This is a genomic window from Pseudacidovorax sp. NFM-22 (assembly GCF_021401245.1).
Lineage (GTDB): Bacteria > Pseudomonadota > Gammaproteobacteria > Burkholderiales > Burkholderiaceae_C > Xenophilus.
On the sequence record NZ_JACBFY010000002.1, the window covers coordinates 618657 to 642454 of the forward strand.

Sequence of the window (23798 nt, forward strand, 5' to 3'; positions counted from 1 at the left end):
CTGCTCAGCCGCCGTACTACGCCCCCTTCCCCGGCCTCCCCGGAATCATCCCCAGCATGTGCTCCGCCACGCCCCCATCCACCGTCAGTGCCTGCCCGGTCACATAGGCGGCGCCGGGGCTGGTGAGGAAGGCCACCACCTCGCCCACGTCGTTGGCGGTGCCGATGCGGCCCAGGGGCACCAGGGCGCGGCGGGCCTGGTGGGTGGCGTCGTCCTGGTAGACGGCCTCGGTCAGCGGGGTGCGGATCATGCCGGGGCAGACGGCGTTGACGCGGATGCCGTCGGCCGCCCATTCCTGCGCCAGCTGGCGGCACAGCATGACGAGCGCGGCCTTGGCCGGTGAGTACGCGCCGTAGCCCGGGTGCGGCATCAGCCCCGACATGGAGGCGATGGCGGTGATGCTGCCGCGGGTGCGCGCCAGCTGCGGCCGGGCGGCCTGGGCCAGCAGCCAGGCGCTGCGGGTGTTGAGGTGGAAGGTCTGGTCCCACTGCTCGACCGTGAGGTCGGCCAGCCGGCCCGGGCCGGAGGCACCGGCGTTGCACACCAGGGCGCCCAGGTTGCCGGCCGCTTCCTGCGCCTGCGCCACGACGGCGCGGCAGGCTTCGGGTTGGGTCAGGTCGCCGGTGACGCCGCCGGCGGTGACGCCCTCGGCGCGCAGCGCATCCAGCAATCGCTCCAGCTTGTCGCCGGGCTGGCTGGCCGCCGCGCTGATGTGCAGGGCGCTGCCGGCGCGCCGGGCCTGGCGGGCCAGGGCCAGGCAGATGCCGCGGCCGATGCCGCCGGCCGCACCGGTGACCAGCACATGGGTGGGCCAGGTGGGCGCCGCATGGTCGGGCGCGTGGTCGTCGGCAGGGGTCGGCGCGGGCATGGGCCGCTCGCTCACATCTTGCAGGCGGGCGACGGTGCCGGAATGATCGACGGCGGGAAGACGTGCTCGATCACCGGCACGATGGCGCCATCCACCGTCTTGGCGCGGGCCACGTAGTTGGGCAGCAGCAGCTGGTTGTCCGCGGCGCGCATGGTCACGCTGCCGTAGACGGTGTCCAGTTGGGCACCGCGCAGCGCCTTGGCCACGTCGGCGGGCTTGACGCTGCCGGCCTTCTTCACGCCGTCGAACATCACCTGCATGCCGTTGTACGCCTGGCCTTCGTTGTCGGTGGGCACGCGGTTGAACTTGGCCTTCCACGCGGCCACGAAGGCCTTGTTGCGCGGGTTGTCGATGGTGGCGGTGTAGGCGGTGTTGCCGGGCGTGCCTTCCAGCGCCTTGCCGGTGGCGTTGATCATGAAGTTCTGAATCAGCGCATGGCCGATGAGCTTGGTCTTGGGGATGAGCCCGAACTCCTCGGCCTGCTTGACGAAGGCGATGGCGTCGCGGCCGGTCTCGGCCACCCACACGGCCTCGACGCCGCTGTTCTTGAGCTGGGCGATGTAGGGCGAGAAGTCCTTGGTGCCCAGCGGCACGTACAGCGACAGCGGCACCTTCTTGCCGTTGGCCTCGACGGCCTTCTTGAACGATTCGCCCGAGTCGCGGCCCCACACGTAGTCGGCGGCCAGCACGGCGAAGGTGCTTTCCTTCAGGTCCTTGGCCCACTCGTTGATCATGGCGATGTCCATCGCGTCCGAGTGATTGGTGCGGAAGCTGCGCGGCTTGCAGGTGTCGCCGGTGAGCTTGTCGGACTTGCTGGCGACGACGAAGTAGGCGGCGTCCCAGCGGTCCAGGTTCTGCGCAATGGCCAGCGAGATGGACGAGGGAATCGAGCCGATCAGCAGGTTGTTGCCATCGCGCGCCAGCTTCTCGGCCACGCGACGGCCGGCGTCGGGCGTGCCCTCGTCGTCGGCCTCGGCCACCTCGACCTTGCGGCCATCGACGCCGCCCTTCGCATTGGCCTCGTCGGCCGCGAACTTGACGGCGCGCATCACCTCTTCGCCCTGCTGCGCGAACACGCCTGACTTGGAGGACACCAGGCCGACCTTGACCGGCTCCTTGCCCTGGGCCCAGGCGGCCAGAGGCAGGGCGGCGCCGGTGGCGACCAGGGCGGCGGCCACGGCGGTGGCGGCACGGCGCGAGATGGATTGCTGTCTGTTGTGCATGGTTTTGTCTCCTCGGGTGGATGAAGATGTGCGCCGGAAGACGGTCCGGCGGCCGTGTCTGCTTGCTTGCTTGCGCGATGCGGGGTCGGCCTGCGCGCTGGTGCTGCGCGCGGCGTCGTGGGCGTTCGGCCGGTGGCGTGCGGTGGGCTGCGCCTGGCGCTCAGACCATCACGTGCGCTTCCAGGTCCTGCAGGCTTTCGCGGCTGTCGTGCACCGCGCCCTGCGCGATGACGGCGCCCTTGGCCATGGCGTAGTAGCGCTCGGCCACGCGCACCACCAGGCTCATGTTCTGCTCGATGAGCAGCAGCGCCGTGCCCTGCGCCGCCACCTGGTTGAAGATGACCGCGAGCTGGTCGACGATGACCGGCGCCAGCCCTTCGGTGGGCTCGTCCAGCAGGATGAGCGAGGGGTTGGCCATGAGCGCGCGACCCACGGCCAGCATCTGCTGCTGCCCGCCCGAGAGCGCCGTACCCGGCGTGTGGGCGCGCTCCTGCAGGATGGGAAAGAGTTCGTAGATGCGCGGCACCGTCCAGTGGCCAGGGCGGCCGGTGGCGGCGCCCAGCAGCAGGTTCTCTTCGACGCTGAGGTTGGCCACGATGCGCCGGCCCTGCGGCACCACCACCACGCCGTTCTGCGCCGCCTGGTAGGGGCGCGGGCGCAGCAGGATCTGGCTGCCCACGCGCACCTGGCCGCCGCGCAGGCTGGCCAGGCCAAGGATGGTGTTGACCACCGTGGTCTTGCCCACGCCGTTGCGGCCCACCAGGGCCACGCGCTCGCCCGCGCGCACCTGCAGCGACAGGCCGTGCAGGATGTGGGCCGCGCCATAGAAGGCGTCGACGCGGTCGAGTTCGAGCAGGACGCCGTCGTGCATGGCGTTGCGTTGTTTGGCTTGGCTCATGCGGCGCTCCCCAGGTAGGCCTCGCGCACACGCGGATTGGCGCGCACCTCGGCGGGCTCGCCGCTGGCGATCACGCGGCCGAGTTCGAAGACGGTGACGGCGTCGGAGATGCCGAACACCACGTCCATGTCGTGCTCCACCAGCAGCACCGACACGTTCCAGCGCGAGGTCAGCGCCTTGAGGTGGCGCGCCAGGTCGTGCGATTCCTGCACCGACAGGCCGGCCATCGGCTCGTCGAGCAGCAGCACGGTGGGCCGGCCGACCAGGGCCAGCGCCAGGTCCAGACGGCGCTGCTCGCCGTAGCCCAGGTCTTCGGCCACGTCGTCGGCGCGGTGGGCCAGGTTGAGCTCTTCGAGCACGGCCTGCGCATCGGCCTCGCTGTCCTTGGGGTTCATGCAGTGCGAGGCCAGCGCCACCTGCCGGCGCACGCGCATCTGGCCGAAGACGCTGGTGCGCTGGAAGCTGCGCGAGAGCCCGCGCTGGCGCCGCTGCACGGGGCCGAGGGCGCTCACGTCCTCCCCGCGCAGAAAGACCTGCCCGCGGGTGAGCCGGCGGCGGCCGGTGATGGCGTCGATGACGGTGGACTTGCCGGCGCCGTTGGGGCCGATCAAGCCGCGGATCTGGCCGCGTTCCAGCGTCAGTTCCACGCCGTCCACCGCCTTCACGCCGCCGTAGTGGATGGCCACGTCGCGGGCCTGCAGCACGTAGTCGCTCATGCCTGATGTCTCCTGGTTGCGATGCGGCTCAGCGGGCCGAGGTGGCGGGGCGCGCCACGGGCGTGGCGGGGGCGGCCGTGTGGCCGGCACCCGCAGCGGCGGGCGATGCCGCATCGCGTCGCCTGGGGCCCCACAGCTTCTGCAGCGCACCGGCGATGCCGGTGGGCGAGAACACGATGACGGTGATCAGCGCCACGCCGAAGATGGCCATCCAGTGCGTGGCCCAGTCGCCCAGCACGTCCTTGAACAGGAAGTACACGATGGCGCCCAGCGGCGGGCCCCACAGCGACTTGTAGCCACCGACCACCACCATCATCAGCGCCACGCCGGAGACGCTCCAGTGCAGCGCCTCGGGCGAGACGAAGCCGGTGTTGAGCGCCGACAGCAGCCCGGCAACGGCCACCACGCCGGCCGACAGCGCATAGATGGCGGCGCGCGGCAGCAGCGTGCGCAGGCCGATGAAGCGGGCGCGCTCCTCGTTGTCGCGCACCGCCTCGGTCACGCTGCCGAAGCGCCCGCGCAGCAGCAGCGCCAGGGCCAGCAGCGTGAGCACCAGCACCGTCCAGCACACCATGAAGAGCACGGCCGGCTGCAGCAGCTGCGACTGCGGCACGCCGAAGAGCGTGGCGGGCCAGTTGATGTTCATGCCGTCGGCGCCGCCCGTGAGCCCGCGCGAGCGCGAGGCGGTGAGGAAGAACATCTGCCCGATGGCCAGCGTCATCATGCTGAAGGCCACGCCGGGCACGCGCACGATCACCAGGCCCACCAGCAGCGCGAAGAGCATGAGCGCCGCCAGCGTGGCCACGATGGCCAGCTCGGCGGGCATCCAGCCCAGCTCCATCACGATGCCCACGGTGTAGCCCGAGAGCCCGAAGAACACCGCATGGCCGAAGCTGACCATGCCGTTCTGCCGCAGCAGCAGGCCCACGCCCGAGGCGAAGACGCCATAGATCACCGCCTGCGTGAGCAGCGACAGCAGCGTGCCCGAGCCCACGCCCAGCGCCACCGCGCCCCCCACCGCCAGCGCCACGGCGCCGGCCAGGCCGATACGAACATTGCTTGTCATGAATGCGCTCCTCTGGTTCCCTGATCTCTTGTGCGCGGCGCTCACGTGCGGCTGCCTGCGAAGCCCGCGGGGCGCCAGATCAGCACCGCGACCATGATCACGAAGGGCAGGATGGCCGAGAGGTCGGGCAGGTACACCGCGCCCAGCGACTGCACCATGCCCAGCACCATGGCGGCGACGAAGGCACCCGCCAGCGAGCCCAGGCCGCCCACGACCACCACCACGAAGGAATCGATGATCACGTCGCTGCTCATCGACGGTGACAGCGACAGGAAGGGCGCCGCCACCACGCCGGCCAGGCCCGCGAGTGCGGTACCCAGGCCCACCACGCCGGCCGACAGCGCATCGGTGTTGACGCCCTGCATGGCGGTGGTGGTGGGGTCGGTGCTGGCGGCCCGCACGAACACGCCCGCCTTCGAGAAGCGCAGCCAGGCCGTGAGCCCCAGCGCCACCAGCGCGCCGACGCCGATCACCGCCACGCGGTAGGCCGGCAGCGGCGTGCCGAAGAAGTCGATGGAGGTGGCCAGCACGGCCGGCGCCTCCACCGACAGGTTGCTCTTGCCCCAGGTGGTCTGCACGAAGTCCTCGATCACCAGCAGCAGGCCGAAGGTGACCAGCACCACGGTGAGCGGATCGCGGTCCTGCAGCAGACGAAAGCCGTAGCGGTCGAGCAGCACGCCCAGCAGCGCCATGATGGCCGGGGCCGCCACCAGCGCAGCCCAGAAGTTGTAGCGCAGCGCCACCGAGTAGCCGATGTACGCGCCCAGCATGTACAGCGAGCCATGCGCAAAGTTCACCACCCGGCGCAAGCCGTAGATGAGCGCCAGGCCCGAGCACATGATGATGAGCAGGGCGCCGTAGACCAGCCCGTTGAAGAGGTTGATGGTCAGCATGAAGGTCGTCTCCGTGTCGTGTGTGCGGTCGGGGATGCGGGGGAGGTCAGAAGGTGTGAATGAATCCGGCGTGGCCGAGCGGGCTGCGAAAACGCGGCCAATCAAGGCGCAAAGCGCAGCCATAGCTCGGGCTATGGCGAGCATTTGCAACGCGGAGTGGGCGTGTTTTGGCAGGACGAGCGGACATGGCGGGTTCGTTCACACCTTCTCCCGCGGCGCCAGGGCATGGGCCGGTGCGCCCAGCACGCTCCAGCCGCCATCGGCGCTGAGCGTGGCGCCGGTCACGTAGCTGGCCGCGGGCGAGGCCAGGAAGGCGATGGCCTCGGCGATCTCCTCGGGCTCGGCCATGCGGCCCAGCGGCGTGCGCTCGGCCACGGCGCGGGCATCCACGTCGCCCCGCTCGGCCAGGGCCGCGACCAGCGCGGTGCGCACATAGCCGGGCGCCACCGCGTTCACGCGGATGCCCTCGCGGGCCCACTCGCAGGCCAATGCGCGCGTCATGCCCAGCACGCCGGCCTTCGCGGCGCTGTAGGCGTTGCGGCCCGGGATGCCACCGAAGCTGGCGATGGAGCCGAGGTTGACGATGGCGCCGCGGTTGCCGCGCGCATCGCGCGGCTGCTCGCGCATGAAGCCGAGCACCGCCTGCGTCATGAGGAAGCTGCCGCGCAGGTGCACGGCCAGCACGCGGTCGAAGCCTTCGGCCGTCTGCGCCAGCGTGGGCGCGGCCTGCTCGCCGATGCCGGCGTTGTTGACCAGGGCGTCGATGCGGCCCAGCGCCGCCTGCGCGGCGGCCACCGTGACCTGGACGGAACCGGCATCGCTCACGTCGCCACCGAGGCCCAGGTGCTGCGGGCCCAGCTCGGCCGCGCGGGCCTGCGCGGCATCGGCCCGCAGGTCCATCAGCGCCACGCGCCAGCCGCGCGCGGCCAGGCATTGCGCCGTGGCCCAGCCGATGCCGTCCGCGGCGCCGGTGATCAGCGCCGTGGTGGCTGTTGAATGGGGTTGGCCGGGGGTCGGCATGTCTGTCTCCTGTCGTCGTTGCTCTGGTGGCAAGGCTGCGGGCGTGGCCCGCGCCAACCGGACTTTCGAGGCCGCCGGTCATGGCTGGTGTGGGGGTGGATTCTTCGATCCCTGTCCCGGGGGTGCGTCGACATTTCCGGCCATTCGCCGGACTTTTCGTGCATGAGGGGCTGGGGTTTGCCCGGCCCTTCTCACGCCCTTGGATGCGTTGCGCGGCTAGGCAGTGACCACTTCGCGCAGGCGCAGGCCCGCATGCCGCGCCGCGAGGTGCGCGAAGACGAGGCCGGGGCCGAGCGTGATGCCGGGCGCCGTGTAGACGCCGCCCATGATCGAGTGCATGTCGTTGCCCACCGCATAGAGGCCCGCGATGGGCTGGCCCTGCGCATCGAGCACGCGCGCATTGGCGTCGGTGGCAAAGCCCTGGGCCGCCCCGATGTCGCCGGGGTAGAGGCGCACGGCGTAGAAGGGCCCGTCTTCCAGCGGACCCAGGCAGGGGTTGGGGCCGGGCCAGGCCGGGTCGCCCAGGTTGCGCTGGTAGGCGGTCTCGCCGCGGTGAAAGTCGCTGTCCACGCCGCTGCGCGCCAGGGTGTTGAAGCGCTCGACCGTGGCCTGCAGACGCTGCGCATCGATGCCCAGCGCCTGGGCCAGCCCGGCCAGCGTGTCGGCCTGCGTGAGGTAGCCATCGGCCAGGAAGGGCGCGAGGCCCTTGCCACCCGGGCGCACCATGCCCAGGCCGTACTTGCGCAAGGCCGCGGCATCGCAGACGAGGAAGGCCGGGATGGACGGCTGCCCGTTCGCGCCTGGCTGCTGCATGGCCAGGCCGAAGAGGTGGTACGAGGTGCTTTCGTTGACGAAGCGCTCGCCCGCCGCATTGACGGCCAGCACGCCGGGCTTGGCGCGGTCCATGACGAAATGCGGGAACAGGGCCGTGCTGCCGTCGGCGCGCGTGCGGCGGGACACCGGCGCCCAGAAGGCCGGGCTCATGGCGTTGCCGGCATAGCGCGCGCCCACGGCCTCGGCCAGCGCATGCGCCTCGCCGGTGTGGCCGGGCGCGCCGGGGCACCAGCCGATGTCGGCCCCCGGCAGCAGGGCCTGGCGCCGCTCGGCGTGGCGGTTGAAGCCACCGCTGGCCAGCACCACGCCCGCGCGTGCCCCGACGCTGCGGCGCTGGCCGCGCTGGGCCAGCACCACGCCGTCGATGCCGGCGTCGCCGCGCTGCAGGCGCATCAGCTCGGTCTCCATCGCGAGGGTGACGTTGGGCAGGCGCGAGAGCGAATACAGCAGCCGCCCTACGAGCGCATTGCCCATCACCAGCCGCGTGCCGCGCGCATGGCGCAGCCGGTCGCGGCCATGGCGCGCCAGGATGCGCACCGAATGCCACAGCGAGGCGAAGGACTTCGTCATGCCCAGCAGGTGGTTGATGTCGGTGCGGTCGACCATCATGCCGCCCAGCACCGTGAACTCGGGGATGGGCGGGCGCAGCAGCGCGAACCATTCGCCCAGCAGCCGGCCGTCGAAGGGCAGCGGCTCCAGCGCGCGGCCAGCCACCGTCGAGCCTTCGAGGTCCGAGATGTAGTCAGGGTGCCTGGCGTAGGCGCGGAGCTTGACCTCGGTGCGCGCGGCCAGTTGGGCGACGGCCTCGGCGCCATGGTCCAGGAAGGCCTGGCGCAGGGCGGCGGGCGTGCGATCGCCGATGGCGTTGTCGAGGTAGCGCGCGGCCTCGGCCAGCGTGTCGGCCGGGTTGACCACGGCGCCTTCGCGCGTGCCGGGCACCCAGCAGGTGCCGGCCGACCATGCGGTGGTGCCGCCCACGTGGGCGGTGCGCTCCACCAGCAGCACCTGCTGCCCGTCGAGGGCCGCGAACAGGGCAGCCGCCATGCCGGCGCCGCCTGCGCCGATGACAACGAGGTCGAAGGCTGCGCCCTCGGGCAGTTCGGCCAGCGTCTGCAGGCGCTTCACGGCCGGGGCTCCGCCAGGAAGTCGACCATGAGGTCGCGCACGCGGGCGAACATGTCGGCGCCGGTGGAGGTGCCCAGCCCGCGCGCACGGGCCGCGGCGATCAGCGGCGGCACGGCCGGCTGCGTGATGACGCAGCCCACGAAGGCATCGGGCGCGAGGCGCTGCACGTCGACGGGCAGCGGGTCGTCCGCACCCATGCCGGCGGGCGAGGCATTGACCACCAGCTGGTAGCCGGCCGGGTCGGCGGAGCCGGCGCCGACGGGGCAGCGGCCGAGCCCGGCCAGGCGCGCCACCAGCGCGTCGCGGCGGGCGAGGTCGCCGTCGTGGATGTCCAGCGCGGCGACGCCCGCCATCACCAGCGCATGCGCGATGGCCGAGCCGGCCCCGCCCGCGCCCACCAGCAGCGCGCGGCGGCCTTCGGGTGCGCCGCCGCGATCGCGCAGCGCGGCCACGAAGCCCAGGCCGTCGAACATGTCGCCATGCCAGCGGCCGTCGGCATTGCGGCGCATCGTGTTGGCCGCGCCCAGGAAGGCGGCCCGCTCCGACAGCGTGGCGCACAAGGCGGCGCAGGCGAACTTGTGGGGCACGGTGACGATGACGCCGTCCACGTTCTTCGCCCGCGAGACACCCGCCAGCCAGGTGGCGAGATCGGCCGGCGCCACATGGGCGGGCATGACCATGGCGTCCATGCCGCGCGCGGCAAAGGCCTGGGTGACGCCCGCGGGCGATTTCACCTGCGCAATGGGATCTCCCACGATGAAGTGGACGCGCGTGGCGCCGCTGAGCTGGGGCTCGGACATTGGCTGTCTCCTGGATGTGCATGCGCGGCCGGCAACCCATGCGGCGGCGTTGGCGGCGATCCTAACGAAGACTGGAACGATGTTCAACTATTGAATTTCGTTTCAATCCCGCCTACAGTCGCGGCCAAGGAGACATCCGCCCCATGCCCCAGAAGGCTCCCATCGCACTCGTCGGCGCCGGCGTCATCGGCCGCACGCACATCGACCGCCTGCAGCACAGCAGCCGGGCATGGCTGTGCGCCATTGCCGATCCGACCGAGGCCGGACGCGCGCTGGCCGAGGCGGCGGGCGTGCCCTGCTTCGCCAGCCATGCCGAGCTGCTGGCCGCCGAGCGGCCCGCGGGCGCCATCGTGGCCACGCCCAATGCCACGCATGTGCCGGTGGCGCTGGACTTTCTGGACAGGGGCGTGCCGGTGCTGGTCGAAAAGCCCGTGGCCGGCACGGTGGACGACGCCCGGCGGCTGGCCGAGGCGCAGGCCGCCCGCGGCGTGCCGGTGCTGGTGGGCCATCACCGCCGGCACAACCCCATCCTGCAGCGCGCCCGCCAACTGCTGGACGAAGGCCGGCTGGGCCGCGTGGTGGCCGCGCAGGCCATGGCCACCTTCCTCAAGCCCGACGCGTATTTCGAGGCCGCTTGGCGCCGCCAGCCGGGCGGCGGGCCGGTGCTGATCAACCTGATCCACGACATCGACATGCTGTGCTTCCTGCTCGGCGAGGTGAGGGCCGTGCAGGCCTTCGCCAGCAGCGCCACCCGCGGCTTCGACGTGGAGGACACGGCCGTGGCCAGCCTGCAGTTCGCCAGCGGCGCGGTGGGCACGGTGATGGTGTCGGACACGGCCACCGCGCCCTGGTGCTGGGACTTCTGCGCGGGCGAGCAGCCGCAGTACCCGCGCCAGCCGGTCAACTCGCACTTCATCGCCGGCACGCACGGCTCGCTCTCGCTGCCCGACCTGTCGCTGTGGCATTACGCCGGCGAGCGCAGCTGGCATGCCGAGATGACCCGCACCCAGACCGCCGTGCATGCGGCCGACCCCTACACCCGCCAGCTCGACCACTTCGTCGACCTGATCGAAGGCCGCGCCACGGTACCGCTGTGCAGTGCCGCCGACGGCCTGCGCACCCTGGCCGCCACGCTGGCCATCCATGACGCCGCCGTGCGCGGTGCCACCGTCGCGCTGGGCTGATCCGGCGCCGCGCCTCCATCCTGTACGCTGCCCGCCTCATTCCAAGACCACGAGAAGGACATCTCCGATGAGCGGCGTACTCGATCGAACCCTGGGCATCCTCGAACTGCTCTCGCGCCATGGCGAAGGGCTGGAGCTGGCCGCCATTGCCGACACGCTGAACATGCCGCGCAGCGCCGCCCACCGGCTGCTGGCCGACCTGACGCGCACCGGCTACGTGCGCCAGACGCGCGAGCTGGGCTCGTACATGCTGACCACCAAGCTGTCGTCGCTGGGCCTCTCTTTCCTCAGCCACAGCGGCATCGTCGACTTCTCGCAGCCGCTGCTGGACCGGCTGGCGCAGTTGTCGGGCGAGCTGGCGCGACTGTCGGTGATCGACGGCGAGCGCCTGACCTGGGTGGCCCGCGCCCAGGGCGCCCGCCAGGGCCTGCGCTACGACCCCGACATGGGCAGCGATGCGCGGCTGTCCTGCTCGTCCTCCGGCCTGGCCTGGATGGCGGCGCTGAGCGACGACGAGGCCATCGCCCTGGCCACCCGGCAGGGCCTGGGCCAGCCGGAGGACTACGGCCCCAACGCGCCGCGCACAGTGCAGGAAATGATGGCCATGGTGCAGGCCACGCGCGAGCGTGGCTACGCCCTCACCATCGACACCTACACGCCGGGCCTGAGCGCGCTCGGCGCCGTCGTGCAGCCCGCCGGCCGCCCGCCCATCGGCGCCATCACCATCGCCGGGCCCACCGTGCGCTTCACCGAGGAGCGCATGCGCGCCCTCGCGCCCGAACTGCTGGAGACGGCCGCGCAGATGGCCGCCGCCAGTGGCACCTCGCCTTTCTTCCAGAAGACGGCACCAGGCGGACCGCCAGGCCGCCTGCCGATCTACGCCGCTTGAAATGAAACACCCCCCATGCCGCTTCGCGGCTCCGGGCGGCCGCCAGAGGCGGCTGCTCTTCGGGCACGTCCAAGCCTGCACTGGCAGGCTTGGAGCCGCGGCCCTCAGCCCCTCTCTGGCGCCTTCGGCTTGGAGGGGGGCGCACCCGGTGGCCTGGCAAAGCCAGTTCCACGGGTGCCCTGGCATGGCCTGCTCCGCGGCCGTTCGCTGAGATGTCCTCGCAACGCTTGGAATCCTCTGCGGCGCCTGGCCTGACCTGCGACCTGCTGGTCATCGGCTCGGGGGCGGGCGGCTTGGCCACCGCGGTCACGGCGGCGCAGTTGGGGCTGAAGGTGGTGGTGGTGGAGAAGGAGCCGCAGTTCGGCGGCACCACGGCCTGGAGCGGCGGCTGGATGTGGGTGCCGCGCAATCCGCTGGCCCGCGCGGCGGGCATCGACGAGCCGCTGGACGAAGCGCTGGCCTACCTGCGCCACGAACTGGGCGCGCAGTTCGACGAGGCCCGCGCCCGCACCTACCTGACGCAGGCGCCGCGCATGGTGGAGTTCTTCCGCCGCCGCACCGCGCTGCAGTTCATCGACGGCAATGCGATCCCCGACTTCCATGGCCGCAGCCCGCATGCCGGCACGGGGGGCCGCTCGGTCTGCGCCGCGCCCTTCGACGGCCGGCGACTGGGTGCGCGGCTGCAGGACCTGAAGCCGCCGCTGCCCGAGACCACGCTGTGGGGCATGGGCATCGCGTCGGGCCGGGAGCTGCGGCACTTCCTGGACGCGACGAGCTCGCCCGCGTCCTTCCTGTATGTGGCGCGGCGCGTGCTGGCCCATGCGCGCGACCGGCTGCTGCATGGCCGTGGGCGGCGCCTGGTCAACGGCAATGCGCTGGTCGCGGCGCTGGCCGCCTCGGCGCTGGAGGCCGGCGTGCAGATCCTCACCGCCCATCCCGCGCGCCGGCTGCTGGACAAGGACGGCCGTGTGGCCGGGGCCGAGGTGATCTCGCCCCAGGGCCCTCTCACCATCGAGGCCGCACGCGGCGTGGTGCTGGCCTGCGGTGGATTCCCGCACGACGCGGCCCGCAAGGCACGGCTGCTGCCGCATGCCGGCCCCGACGGCCTCGGCCATCACTCCGCCGCCAGCCCGGGCAACACGGGCGATGGACTGCGGCTGGGCGAAGCCGCGGGCGGCCGCATGGCCACCGGGCTGGTGCAGGCCGCGGCGCTGGCGCCCGTCTCGCTGGTGCCGCGCGCCGACGGCAGCACCGGCCATTTCCCGCACCTGATCGAACGTGCCAAGCCCGGCCTGATCGCCGTGCGGGCCGACGGCCGGCGCTTCGTCAACGAGGCCGACTCGTACCACGACTTCATGCAGGGCCTGCTGGCCGCCACGCCCCCCGGTGAGCCGGTGCAGGCCTGGCTGGTGTGCGACCGCGACTTCTTCCGCCGCTTCGGCCTGGGCGCGGCCAAGCCCTGGCCGATGCCCACGCGAGCCTGGCGCCAGAGCGGCTACCTGCGCCAAGGCCGCACGCTGGCCGAGCTGGCGGCTGCCTGCGGCATCGACGCCGCAGGCCTGGCCGCCACCGTTGCCCGCTACAACGCCATGGCCGCCGCCGGCCGCGACCTGGACTTCGGCAAGGGCGAGACACCCTACAACCGCATCCAGGGCGAGGCCCGCCCCGGCCAGCCCAATGCCTGCATGGCCCCGCTGCAGCGCGGCCCCTTCCATGCCGTGCGGGTGGTGGCCGGCAGCCTGGGCACCTTTGCCGGCCTGCGCGTGGACACGCAGGCCCGCGTGCTCGACGCACAGGGCCAGCCCGTGCCCGGCCTCTATGCCGCCGGCAACGACATGGCCAGCCTGATGGGCGGCCACTACCCCAGCGGCGGCATCACGCTGGGCCCGGCCATGACCTTCGGCTTCATCGCCGGCCACCACGCGGCCGGCGTGCCGCTGGAGCCGCCCGCCCCCACGCCCGCGCCTGCGCCCACCGCGCAGCCCCAACCCCGAACCGAGGAAGCCATCGCATGCACTACTACGAACTCGCCACGCTGACCCTGCCCATGGGCACGGCCGGTGCCGCCGCCACCGCCGTCCAGGCCTTCGCCACCGCACCCGAGGCGCAGGGCGAGTTGCTGGGCTGCTGGTTCACCGACATCGGCGTGCTCAACCAGATGCTGGTGCTGCGCGGCTTCGACAGCCTGGACGCGCTGCAGGCCGAGCGCGCCCGCACGCAGGCCAGCGCCAGCCCCTTCGGCTGCGGCGAGATCTACCAGCGGCTGGAGCAGCACAGCTACCGCGGCTTCGACTGGATGAAACCCGCCCGGCCGAGCGCCGAGTCGGGCATCCAGGGCCCGGTCTACGAGATCCGCACCTACGGCATCAAGCCCGGCGGCACGCAGCCCACCCTCGACCTGTGGCAGGAATACCTGCCGCCGCGCGAGAAGCTCTCGCCCTGCGTGGTGGCCATGGTGGCGCTGGACGGTGCCGCGCGCTTCACCAACATCTGGGCCTACCCGACGCTGGACGCGCGCAGCCGCGCCCGCGCGGACGCGGTGGCCCAGGGCATCTGGCCGCCCAAGGGCGGGCCGGCCCACCTGACGACCGAGATGGTCTCGACCATCGCGATGCCCACGGCCGTCTCGCCGATGAAGTGAGGGCCGCCGTGACCCGTGCACTGTCCCTCGCCTACCTGAGCAGCCACCGCTGCACGCCCGCCGAGGCGGTGCGCCTGGCGGCGCAGGCCGGCTACGGCTTCGTCGGCCTGCGCCTTTGGCCCAACGCCCCGGGCGCGCCGCAGCAGCACCTGATCGGCCAGCCGGCCGCCCTGCGCGAGACGCAGGCGGCCCTGCGCGATACGGGCGTCGGCGTGTTCGACCTGGAGATCATCCGCATCGACGCCGACTTCGACCCGCACCGCTGGGACGCGCTCTACGACATCGGCGCCGCACTGGGCGCCCGCGCCGTCCTGGTGGCCGGCGACGACGGCGACGAGGCCCGGCTGGCCCAGAACTACGCGCGCCTGTGCGAGGTGATGCAGCCCTTCGGCATGACCGCCGACCTCGAGTTCATGCCCTGGACCGGCGTGCCCGATGCCGCCGCCGCGCTGCGCGTGGTGCGCAACGCCGGATCGCCGGGCAACGCGGGCATCCTGGTCGATGCGCTGCACTTCGGCCGCAGCACCAGCACGCTGGCGGACATCCGCGCCCTTCCGCGCGAGCTGCTGCACTACGCCCAGATCTGCGACGCCGAGGCCGGCACGCACTTCGGCACCGACGAGATGATCCACACCGCGCGCTGCGCCCGGTTGCTGCCAGGCGAAGGCAGCATCGACCTGCCCGGCCTGTTCGCCGCCCTGCCGGCCGACCTGCCCGTGAGCGTGGAGGTAACGAACCATGCGCGCGAGGCGCAGGAGCCGCCGGCCGAATGGGCGGCGCATTGCCTGCGGGCTTCGCTGCCTTTCTTGAATTGAACGCAGCGCCGCGCGATTCGCCATGCTGATCCCGACAACCCGCATCTCGCGCCTCCCCTTCTTCTTCGGCGCCCGCTGGTTCAGCAGTGCCTAGCCCCGGGGCGGGCCTGGCCCCCTCTCCCCCTGGGAGAGGGTGGGGGTGAGGGCTGCGGCCTTCATCCACCCCACAGCCCATCCGCCACCCAGGCCCCTCACCCTACCTCTCCCCAGAGGGGAGAGGCGCAAACCCGACACATGGCCGATGGCCTCCTTCAGCGGCCATGGCCCTTCCTTTGCCCATTCATTCATCGCGAGACACCATGGACTTCGCCCTCAACGACGAACAGAAGATGATGATCGACACCGTCCGTCGATTCATCGCCGAGGAACTGCATCCGCTGGAGCAGACCCTCGAAGACCACGGCGCCCTGCCCCGCGCGCAGGCGCAGGCCATTCACGACAAGGCCCGCTCGCTGGGCCTGTATGCCCTCAACATGCCGGCCGAGCTGGGCGGCGGCGGGCTCTCCAACCTGGACCGCGTGCTCTGCGAGGAGCGGTTCGGCCACACCAGCGACCAGCTGATCCGCCGCGCCTTCGGCAATGTCTACGAGCCGCTGCTGCATTGCCGCGGCGACCAGGTCGAGCGCTGGCTCAGGCCCTCGGTGGAAGGCACGCGCACCTGCGCCATCGCCATCACCGAGCCCGGCGCGGGCTCCGACGCCGCGGGCATCAAGACCCATGCGAAGAAGACCGACACCGGCTGGATGCTCAACGGCGGCAAGCACTTCATCAGCGATGGCGAATGGAGCGACTTCTTCCTCGTGTCGGCCCGCACGGGTGAGAAGGAGATCAGCATGTTCATGGTCGACAAGGGCCTGCCCGGCTTCACCGTCGGCAAGGACCAGCAGATGATGGGCCTGCGTGGCACGCCGCATGTGGAGCTGTTCTTCGACAACGTGGCACTGGAAGACGCCGCCCTGCTGGGCGAGCGTGGCCAGGGCTTCAAGCTGGCGATGGGCGCCCTCAACGTGGTGCGCCTGGCCCAGGTGGGCGCGCGCGCGGTGGGCAAGGCCAGCCATGTGTGCGAGCTGATGCTGCAGTACGCCGGCGAGCGCCGGCAGTTCGACACCCGCATCGGCGACTTCCAGATGGTGCAGCAGATGCTGGCCGACAGCGTCATCGAGATCAATGCCGCGCGGTGGATGGTCTACCAGGCCGCCTGGATGCTGGACCAGGGCTTCGATGCGCGCGAGCAGATCGCCATGGTCAAGGTGCATGCGGCCGAGACGCTGGGCCGCGTGGTGGACCGCGCGGTGCAGGTCTTCGGCGGCATGGGCTTCTGCAAGGAGCTGCCCATCGAGCGCTATTACCGCGATGCGCGCATCTACCGCATCTTCGACGGCACCAGCGAAATCCATCGCGGCGTGATCGCCAAGTCGGCCTTGCGCAAGGGCGCGGCCCTGTTCGACATCCACCGTTGAGGCGCGCCATGGCAGACGGCAAGTTCATGACGGCCGCCGAGGCGGTGGCCCTGATCCGCGATGGCGACACGGTGGGCCTGATGGGTGGCGGCGGCGGGCTGATGGAGGCCACGCACCTGTTCGAGGCCGTGCAGGCGCGCTTCCTGGCCACGCAGGCGCCGCGCAACCTGACGGTGGTGCACGCGCTGGGCATCGGCGACAAGAAGACCAAGGGCATGAATTGCTTCGCCCACGAAGGACTGGTGCGGCGCGTGATCGGCGGCCATTGGGTGTGGTCGCCGGCCATGCAGCAGCTGGCGCTGGAGAACCGCATCGAGGCCTACATCCTGCCCGGCGGCGTGAGCAGCCAGCTGATGCGCGAGATCGGCGCCGGCCGCCCGGGCCTGATCAGCCACGTGGGCCTGGGCACGGTGTGCGACCCGCGCCACGGCGGTGGCCGCATGAACGAGGCAGCCCAGGACGATCTGGCCGAGGTGCTGACCCTCGATGGCCGCGAGTGGCTGCGCTACAAGCCCTTCCCCATCCATGTGGCGCTGGTGCGCGCCAGCGCGGCCGACGAGGACGGCAACATCAGCTTCGAGCACGAGGCCGCCAACCTGGATGCGCCCTCGCTGGCGCTGGCCGCGCGCAACAGCGGCGGCCGCGTGATCGTGCAGGTGGCCGAGCGGCTGCCGCGCGGCGCCCTCAAGGCGCGCGAGGTGCGCATTCCCTCGGCCTGGGTGGACGCGATCGTGGTCGACCCGGCGCAGCGCACCAGCTACGACATTCCCTTCGACCCCGCCTTCAGTGGCGAGCTGACCGGCGCCGCCCGCGCCGAGAGCGAGGCCGCCGACCATGCCCGCGAACTGGCCGCCGCGCAGGAGGCCTTCGGCGAGCGCCAGGCCGTGGCCCGCCGCGCCGCGGTGGAGCTGTTCAACACCGGCAAGGCGCGGCCCGTCATCAACTACGGCGTGGGCGTGCCCGACGCCGTGGCCAAGCTGATCGCGGCGCGCAACGAGCAGCACCGCATCTACCAGACCATCGAGCACGGCACCTATGGCGGCACGCTGATGGACGGCGTGCTCTTCGGCTATGCGCGCAATGCCACGGCCATGCTGGATGCGGCCACGCAGTTCGACTTCTACGGCGGCGGCGGGCTGGACGTGGCCTTCCTCGGCTTCGGCGAGTTCGACGAGGAAGGCAGCGTGAACGTCTCGCGCCTGGGCGGCGTGACCGTGGGGCCGGGCGGCTTCATCGACATTGCGCAGAACGCGCGCAAGGTGGTGTTCTGCGGCACGCTGGCGGCCAAGGGCGTGAAGCTGGCCACCGGCGACGGCCGCCTGCGCGTGCTGCAGCAGGGCACGGTGAAGAAGCTGGTCAAGCGCGTGGACCAGATCACCTTCAGCGGCCCGCAGGGCCGGGTGCGCGGCCAGCAGGTGCTGTACCTGACCGAGCGCGCGAGCTTCCGCCTGACGGCCGAAGGCGTGGAGCTGTTCGAGATCGCACCCGGCGTGGACCTGCAGCGCGATGTGCTGGACCAGATGGACTTCATGCCCCGGCTCGCGGGGGAGATCGGGGTGATGGATGCGGCGTATTTCACGGTCGCCCTTGCTGCGCATTGAAGATGCGGCGCCCCATCACCCACCATGCGCACGGGAGGCGGAAAATATTCTCTTGAAGGAATAAATCTCAGAGGGAATAATGCCGAAGCAATGGGACGTCGAGTACACCGACGAGCTGGGCATCTGGTGGGCAACGCTGGACGAAGCGGAGCAGGAGTCCATCGACGCCTCGGTCCGGCTGCTGGAAGCAAGAGGGCCGAATCTCGGCTTTCCTCACAGTTCCGGCATCCAGGGCTCCCGGCATCCGCACATGCGCGAACTCCGGATCCAGCATGAGGGCCGGCCCTACCGGATCCTCTACGCCTTCGATCCGCGGCGCTGCGCCATCCTGCTGCTGGGCGGGGACAAGACTGGCGACGACCGCTGGTATGCGGTGCAGGTGCCGCTGGCTGACCGTCTGTACGACATCCACCTCGAGACCTTGAGAAAGGAAGGGCAGACCCATGGCTAGAAAATTCGGCGAACTGCGGGCCGGGATGTCGCCCGCATCCCAGGCACGCGCCGCCGCGCGAGCCGAAGCACTGCTCGTGGAGATGCAGCTCCAGGAACTGCGCAAGTCCCGCAATGTGACCCAGGTCGAACTCGCACAGGCCATGAATGTGGAGCAGGCGGCGGTGTCGAAACTGGAGCGCCGCGAGGACATGTACGTCAGCACCTTGCGTGCCTACGTCCAGGCCCTGGGGGGTGAGCTGAAGCTGGTGGCGTCCTTTCCCGACGGGGATATCCAGGTGCACCCGTTCGAAGAGGCCTCGTGACGCTGCCGCGTCAGCGCGCAGTGTCGACGGGGGCGGCGGCCCACCCCGCCATCGCCACCGCCCGGATCAGCCGCGTCTCCTGCGCCGTGATCAGGTGGCCCGACGCCGCCAGGTAGCGGGCGAAGTCCGGGTGCGCGTCCCGCGCGGCGCTGCGGCGTTCGTAGTCGGCCAGGCTTTCGTAGGCCCACAGGTGCACGAACTGGTTCTGCGGGCCGACCAGGCTGGTCCAGAAGCCCAGGGGATGGCCCAGCGTCTGCATCAGCACCGGCATGGCCAGTTCATTGAAGACCTGCAGGAACTCCGGCATCTTGCGCAACGCGATGGTGTAGATGCGGTGGTCCACCAGTGGTCTGCCAGGCGGCGCCACGATTGCTAGCGGGCCGGGCGCGGCGCCCGCTGCCGCCTTTCGCGCGGCACGCACGCCCTTCGGCGCGGTCGGTCGGGCACTCATGCCGCCACCTCTTCTTGCGCTTGCACGCGCACTGCTGGTACCCCATGCGGCGCATCGGCCTGGTCGGCGATGTGGTGGGCCGTGAGGTACGCGAAGACCATGTTGGGCCCGTGCGTGATGCCGGCCCCTGGGTAGGCGCCGCCCATCATGCTGGCCCGGTCGTTGCCGGCTGCGTACAGGCCGGGAATCGGCTGGCCGTCGCGGCGCAGCACCTCGCCCGCCACGCTGGTCTGCAGGCCATCGAAGGTGCCCAGGTCGCCCATCACGACGCGCACGGCATAGAAGGGGCCCTGGGCCACGGGCGCGACGCAGGGGTTGGGGCGGTGCTCCGGGTCTGCCAGGTAGCGGTTGAAGGCGGTGCTGCCGCGGCCGAAGGCCGGGTCCTCGCCGCGTTCGGCCGGTGGGTTGTAGGCGCGCACCGTGGCCTCCAGGCCCTGCGGGTCGATGCCGGCCTGGGTGGCCAGTTCGGCCAGCGTGCGGCCCTGCAGCAGGTAGCCGCTGCGCAGGTGCGGGCCGATGGGCATGGGCGCGGGCTTGACGTAGCCCAGGCCGTACCTGGCCAGGCAGGCCTTGTCGCAGACCAGCCACATGACGGTTTCCTTCTGGCCTTCGCAGGCACGGGTGAGTGCCGCGCCCACGTCGTGGTACGACTCCGATTCATTGCAGAAGCGCTGGCCGTTCTTCAGCACGGCGATCACGCCGGGCTTGTAGCGGTCGAGCAGATGCGGGAAGACGCCGAAGCGGCCACCGCCCAGCGGCACGCGCGAGACGGGCATCCACGCCGCGCTGTCGGCATAGCGGATGTCGGCCACGCCGCCGGCGGCCTCGGCCAGGTTGACGCCATCGCCCGTGTTGCTCTCGGGCGTGGGCGACAGGTGCTCGCCGCCACGGCGCACATGCGGATAGGCCTGGGCGATGCGCCTGGCGTCATGCGGAAAGCCGCCGCAGGCCAGCACCACGCCATGACGGGCGCGCAGCTCGCGCAGGCCGCCCTCGCCTTCCACGCGCACGCCGGCGATGCGGCCGCCTTCTTCGAGCAGGCCGCGCACGGGCGTATTGGTGAGGATGGGAATGCCCAGGTCCAGCGCCGAGCGCGCCAGCCGTGCGGCCAGCGCATTGCCGCTGGTGACCTGCACGCCGCGGCGGTACAGCGCCAGCTCCTTGAGGTGCGTGGCCAGGCGTCGTGCGACGTACAGCGCAGAGGTCAGCGACTTGGTGGCACGGAAGAAGTGCTTCAGGTCCGCGTTGGAAGAGTTGAACATCATGCCGATGAAGGTGATGGTCTCCAGCGGCGGCTTGAGCCGCGCCATGTCTTCGCCCAGGCCGCGGATGTCGTAGGGCGCGGCAAGGATCGAGCGCCCTACCTGCGCGCCGCCCGCGGCGTCGCAGTGGTAGTCGGGGTACAGCGTGGGCACGAACTGCATCTGCGTCTCGCGCTGCAGGAAGTCGACCATGGCCGGCCCGTGCTCGATGAAGGCCTGGGCGGTGGCTTCGTCGTAGAAGCGGCCGCTCTCCTGCATCAGGTAGGTGCGCACGGCCTCGCGCGTGTCGGCGGGGTTCTGCTGCCGGCCATGCGGACCCAGCGGGATCCACAACACGCCGCCCGACAGCGCCGTGGTGCCGCCGAACACCGGCTCCTTCTCCAGCACGGCCACGGTCAGGCCGCGCTTCTTGGCGGTGATGGCGCAGGTCAGCCCGGCAGCGCCGGAGCCGACGACCAGCAGGTCGAAATCCTTGTTCATGGAAGGTCTCCTCATTGCTTGTTGAAACCAGGGCGAGGGACCATGTCCATCAGCATGTTGGCCATGCCGCCATCGACCAGGATCTCCGCACCGTTGACGTAAGCCGAGCGCGGGCTGGCCAGGAAGAGCGCCACATCGGCGATGTCCTCGGGCTCGCCGATGCGGCGGCTGGCCGTCATGGCGGCGCGCCGGGCCTCGAAGCCGGGCTCCTCGTAGAACCTGGCAGACAGGGCCGTGCGAATCATCCCGGGCAGCACCGCATTGCTGCGCACCCCTTGCGGACCCCACTCCACGGCCAGTTGGCGCGACATCAGCAGCACGCCCGCCTTGCTGGCGCTGTAGGCGCCGCTGCCGCTCTGCGGAAAGCGGCCCGAGATCGACGCCACGTTCACGATGCTGCCGCGGCCGGCCGTGCGCATGTCCGCGCCGAAGGCCCGTGCGCACAGCAGGTAGCCGCCCAGGTTGATGCCCAGCACCTCGTTCCACTGCGCCAGGCCCACGTCGGCCAGGCCGCCCGCGCGCAGCAGGCCGGCGTTGTTGACGAGCACCTGGCAGGGGCCGAGTGCCTCGCGCACCTGCGCGGCCGCGGCCCCGACGGCCGCCTCGTCGGCGATGTCGCAGGCGATGGCCAGGGCCTGCGCATCGAAGTCCTGCTGCAGCCGGCGCGCCATGGCGGCGCAGCCCTCGGCGTCGCGGTCCAGCAGGGCCACGCGCGCGCCGGCCTGGGCGAGGGCACGGGCGATGGCGGCACCGATGCCGCTGGCCGCGCCGCTGACCACGCAGACCTGCTGCGCGAGCCCCAGCCAGTGGGCGGATGTGCCGCCACCGCCCGCTGCAGCAGGCGAGGCGGTGGACGGATGGGCCGTGGAAAGGGCCGTCATGGCGATGTCTCCTGTTGTCGTGATGCCAGGGGAATTCTGGGCGCCGCCCCCCGCCCTCGTTTTGACGATTCCAGCCAAGACCCGGACAATTCCGGCGCATGGCGCGCGCGATTCCCAACTACTCGCTCTACGGCGACCAGGCCAGTCCCGGCTGGCTCGCGAGCTTCGACTTCGAATGGATCCCGCAACGCTCGAAGCCCTACAACTGGGACATCCAGCCGCATACGCACGATGCCTTCCTCCAGCTGCTGGTGCTGCAGCAGGGCCGCGTGCGGGTGCTGGTGGACCACGAGCGGCTGGAGGCCGAGGCGCCCTGCCTGGTCCTCGTTCCCGCACAAACCGTGCACAGCTTCCGCTTCTCCGACGACACCGACGGCCCGGTGGTGACGGCGGCGCAGCGGCCGCTGGAGTCGCTGGCCGACCTGGTGATGCCGGCCCTGCGCGAGACGCTGCGCACGCCGCAGCTGATGCCGCTGACGGCCGACGAGCTGGCGCGGCTGATGCCGCTCTTCCACGCCATCGAGGCCGAGCACCGGCTGGCCGACACGGGCCACACCGCGGCCGGCATGTCGCTGCTCACGGCCCTGCTGGTGCAGGTGGCGCGGCTGCACCGGCTGAAGAAGGAGCACCTGGCGCGGCCGCGCTCGCGCCGCGCCGAGCAGATCGAGACCTTCCGCCGCCTGGTCGACGCGCGCTACCGCGAGCACCTGCCGGTGCCGGCCTATGCCGAGCTGCTGGGCATCACCGCCGGGCAGCTCACGCGGCTGTGCCGCGAGGTGCTGGGCCTGTCGAGCCTGGACGTGATCAATGCGCGCCTGCTGCACGAGGCGCAGCGCGAGCTGATCTACACCCCCAACAGCATCAAGCAGATCGCCGTGAGCCTGGGCTTTGGCGACGAGGCCTACTTCGGCCGCTTCTTCCGAAAGCACAAGGGCATGACGCCGCGCGAGTACCGGGCCAACGCGCTGGCCGAATGGTCCGGCGAGGCGCCGGGCTGAGCTCGCTCTTGCAGGGCATCGCAGGCAGCGGCGCACACGGGTGGGCGCAGGCCGGCATACTCGCGCGCTGCCCTTCTTCGCTCTTCGCACTGCGCCTTCCATGACCGCCATCAACGACCTCGGCCAGCAACTGGCCTCCGCCTTCACCGACGCCCGCCGCATCACGCCCACCGGCTGGCTCCCCTCCACCGCCGCCGAGGTCTATGCCGTGCAGGATGCCCTGATCGCGCACCTGGGCGGCGGCATCGGCGGCTGGAAGGTCGGCGCGCCCAACGCAGAGGCGGCGCCCAACTACGCGCCGCTGCCCGCGTCCGTCATCCTTGCCTCCGGCGCTGTACTGCCGGCCGCGCGTTTCGCGGCCCGCTGGGTCGAGCTGGAGGCCGCCCTGCGCGTGGGCAGGCTGCTGGAGGTGCGGCAGGACATGCCCACGCCCAGCGAACTCGCCAGCTTCTTCGACGCCGCGGTGCCCACGATCGAATGCGTGGAAAGCCGCCTGGCCGCCGGCCGCGAGGCGCCCGCGCCGCTGCGGCTGGCGGACCTGCAGAGCCACGGCGCGCTGGTCGTCGGCGATGCGGCCCCGCTCGCCCCATCGGCCCTGGATCTGCGCACCCTGCAGGCCACGCTTACGTTCGGCGATGCCGAGGCGGCGCGCACCACGGGCGGCAATCCGGCGCAGGACGTGTGGCGGCTGGTGGGCTGCCTCGCCCGGCATTGCACCGAGCGTGGCGTGCCGCTGTCGCCCGGGCAGATCGTCACCACGGGCTCGTGCACGGGGCTGCTGGCCGCGCCCGTGGACACCGACGTGGTCGGTGCCATCGCGGGGCTGGGCGAGGTGCGGCTGCGCTATTCGGCCTGAGGCGCGCCGAGCGTCGGCGCCAGGACGGGCGCAGCCCCGGGCGCCACCGTCACGACCTGGCCATGAACCGGCCAGCCACGCG

General features: G+C 71.6%; 23 protein-coding genes. 11 read left to right on the forward strand and 12 right to left on the reverse strand.

Annotated elements, in window-relative coordinates; translation table 11 throughout:
* Nucleotides 1-16 precede the first annotated feature (16 nt).
* The 9 genes from L0984_RS08425 to L0984_RS08465 form a co-directional block, all read right to left on the reverse strand.
* A complete protein-coding gene (locus L0984_RS08425; protein ID WP_234193258.1) occupies nt 17-868 on the reverse strand; it encodes an SDR family NAD(P)-dependent oxidoreductase in 852 nt (283 codons plus the stop codon).
* Nucleotides 869-879: 11 nt separating this feature from the next.
* Nucleotides 880-2091 (reverse strand): ABC transporter substrate-binding protein, encoded by a 1212-nt coding sequence (locus tag L0984_RS08430; RefSeq protein WP_234193259.1) that lies wholly within the window; start codon nt 2089-2091, stop codon nt 880-882.
* A gap of 160 nt (nt 2092-2251) precedes the next feature.
* Nucleotides 2252-2989: an ABC transporter ATP-binding protein gene (locus L0984_RS08435; protein ID WP_234193260.1), complete on the reverse strand. Its 738-nt coding sequence runs from the start codon at nt 2987-2989 to the stop codon at nt 2252-2254.
* The gene (locus L0984_RS08440) at nt 2986-3705 is read right to left on the reverse strand and encodes an ABC transporter ATP-binding protein (RefSeq protein ID WP_114801515.1); all 720 of its coding nucleotides are present in this window, start codon (nt 3703-3705) and stop codon (nt 2986-2988) included. The genes L0984_RS08435 and L0984_RS08440 overlap by 4 nt, the downstream gene beginning before the upstream one ends.
* Before the next feature lie 28 nt (nt 3706-3733).
* Nucleotides 3734-4771, reverse strand: a complete 1038-nt coding sequence (locus L0984_RS08445; protein ID WP_234193261.1) for a branched-chain amino acid ABC transporter permease — start codon at nt 4769-4771, stop codon at nt 3734-3736.
* 41 nt (nt 4772-4812) lie between these two features.
* The gene (locus L0984_RS08450; protein WP_234193262.1) at nt 4813-5664 is read right to left on the reverse strand and encodes a branched-chain amino acid ABC transporter permease; all 852 of its coding nucleotides are present in this window, start codon (nt 5662-5664) and stop codon (nt 4813-4815) included.
* A 198-nt stretch (nt 5665-5862) separates the two neighbouring features.
* On the reverse strand, nt 5863-6684 hold the full coding sequence (locus L0984_RS08455; protein ID WP_234193263.1) for an SDR family NAD(P)-dependent oxidoreductase: 822 nt from the start codon (nt 6682-6684) through the stop codon (nt 5863-5865).
* A gap of 216 nt (nt 6685-6900) precedes the next feature.
* Nucleotides 6901-8643 (reverse strand): FAD-dependent oxidoreductase, encoded by a 1743-nt coding sequence (locus tag L0984_RS08460; RefSeq protein ID WP_234193264.1) that lies wholly within the window; start codon nt 8641-8643, stop codon nt 6901-6903.
* Nucleotides 8640-9443 (reverse strand): shikimate dehydrogenase family protein, encoded by an 804-nt coding sequence (locus L0984_RS08465; RefSeq protein WP_234193265.1) that lies wholly within the window; start codon nt 9441-9443, stop codon nt 8640-8642. Before L0984_RS08465 ends, L0984_RS08460 begins: the two co-directional genes overlap by 4 nt.
* Nucleotides 9444-9586: 143 nt before the next feature.
* Here L0984_RS08465 and L0984_RS08470 point away from each other — a divergent pair, with 143 nt between their 5' ends.
* The 9 genes from L0984_RS08470 to L0984_RS08510 all read left to right on the forward strand — a co-directional run bounded on the left by L0984_RS08470 (nt 9587) and on the right by L0984_RS08510 (nt 18788).
* Nucleotides 9587-10627, forward strand: a complete 1041-nt coding sequence (locus L0984_RS08470; protein WP_234193266.1) for a Gfo/Idh/MocA family protein — start codon at nt 9587-9589, stop codon at nt 10625-10627.
* A 67-nt stretch (nt 10628-10694) separates the two neighbouring features.
* On the forward strand, nt 10695-11516 hold the full coding sequence (locus tag L0984_RS08475; RefSeq protein ID WP_234193267.1) for an IclR family transcriptional regulator: 822 nt from the start codon (nt 10695-10697) through the stop codon (nt 11514-11516).
* Between the two features lie 212 nt (nt 11517-11728).
* Nucleotides 11729-13555, forward strand: a complete 1827-nt coding sequence (locus L0984_RS08480) for an FAD-dependent oxidoreductase (protein ID WP_234193268.1) — start codon at nt 11729-11731, stop codon at nt 13553-13555.
* Nucleotides 13528-14157 carry an NIPSNAP family protein gene (locus L0984_RS08485; protein WP_234193269.1) on the forward strand — a complete coding sequence of 210 codons (630 nt, stop codon included), beginning with the start codon at nt 13528-13530 and terminating at the stop codon, nt 14155-14157. The genes L0984_RS08480 and L0984_RS08485 overlap by 28 nt, the downstream gene beginning before the upstream one ends.
* A gap of 8 nt (nt 14158-14165) precedes the next feature.
* Complete coding sequence (locus tag L0984_RS08490) at nt 14166-14972, forward strand: sugar phosphate isomerase/epimerase family protein (protein WP_234193270.1); 807 nt, start codon at nt 14166-14168, stop codon at nt 14970-14972.
* Nucleotides 14973-15271: 299 nt separating this feature from the next.
* On the forward strand, nt 15272-16432 hold the full coding sequence (locus tag L0984_RS08495) for an acyl-CoA dehydrogenase family protein (protein WP_234193271.1): 1161 nt from the start codon (nt 15272-15274) through the stop codon (nt 16430-16432).
* A gap of 8 nt (nt 16433-16440) precedes the next feature.
* Nucleotides 16441-18033, forward strand: coding sequence for an acyl CoA:acetate/3-ketoacid CoA transferase (locus L0984_RS08500; RefSeq protein ID WP_234193272.1), 1593 nt, complete (start codon nt 16441-16443; stop codon nt 18031-18033).
* 79 nt (nt 18034-18112) lie between these two features.
* Nucleotides 18113-18484: a type II toxin-antitoxin system RelE/ParE family toxin gene (locus L0984_RS08505; protein ID WP_234193273.1), complete on the forward strand. Its 372-nt coding sequence runs from the start codon at nt 18113-18115 to the stop codon at nt 18482-18484.
* Nucleotides 18477-18788 (forward strand): helix-turn-helix domain-containing protein, encoded by a 312-nt coding sequence (locus L0984_RS08510; RefSeq protein WP_234193274.1) that lies wholly within the window; start codon nt 18477-18479, stop codon nt 18786-18788. Before L0984_RS08505 ends, L0984_RS08510 begins: the two co-directional genes overlap by 8 nt.
* Nucleotides 18789-18798: 10 nt before the next feature.
* Here L0984_RS08510 and L0984_RS08515 read toward each other — a convergent pair whose 3' ends face one another.
* The 3 genes from L0984_RS08515 to L0984_RS08525 are packed head-to-tail and all read right to left on the reverse strand — an operon-like array spanning nt 18799 to nt 21862.
* Complete coding sequence (locus L0984_RS08515) at nt 18799-19239, reverse strand: NIPSNAP family protein (RefSeq protein WP_370645912.1); 441 nt, start codon at nt 19237-19239, stop codon at nt 18799-18801.
* On the reverse strand, nt 19236-20981 hold the full coding sequence (locus L0984_RS08520; protein ID WP_234193275.1) for an FAD-dependent oxidoreductase: 1746 nt from the start codon (nt 20979-20981) through the stop codon (nt 19236-19238). The genes L0984_RS08515 and L0984_RS08520 overlap by 4 nt, the downstream gene beginning before the upstream one ends.
* An 11-nt stretch (nt 20982-20992) precedes the next feature.
* Nucleotides 20993-21862, reverse strand: coding sequence for an SDR family NAD(P)-dependent oxidoreductase (locus L0984_RS08525; RefSeq protein WP_234193276.1), 870 nt, complete (start codon nt 21860-21862; stop codon nt 20993-20995).
* 98 nt (nt 21863-21960) lie between these two features.
* Between L0984_RS08525 and L0984_RS08530 the strand changes: the two genes are divergently transcribed.
* Nucleotides 21961-22860, forward strand: coding sequence for a helix-turn-helix domain-containing protein (locus L0984_RS08530; RefSeq protein ID WP_234193277.1), 900 nt, complete (start codon nt 21961-21963; stop codon nt 22858-22860).
* 100 nt (nt 22861-22960) lie between these two features.
* Nucleotides 22961-23716 carry a fumarylacetoacetate hydrolase family protein gene (locus L0984_RS08535; protein WP_234193278.1) on the forward strand — a complete coding sequence of 252 codons (756 nt, stop codon included), beginning with the start codon at nt 22961-22963 and terminating at the stop codon, nt 23714-23716.
* The last annotated feature ends 82 nt before the right edge of the window (nt 23717-23798 follow it).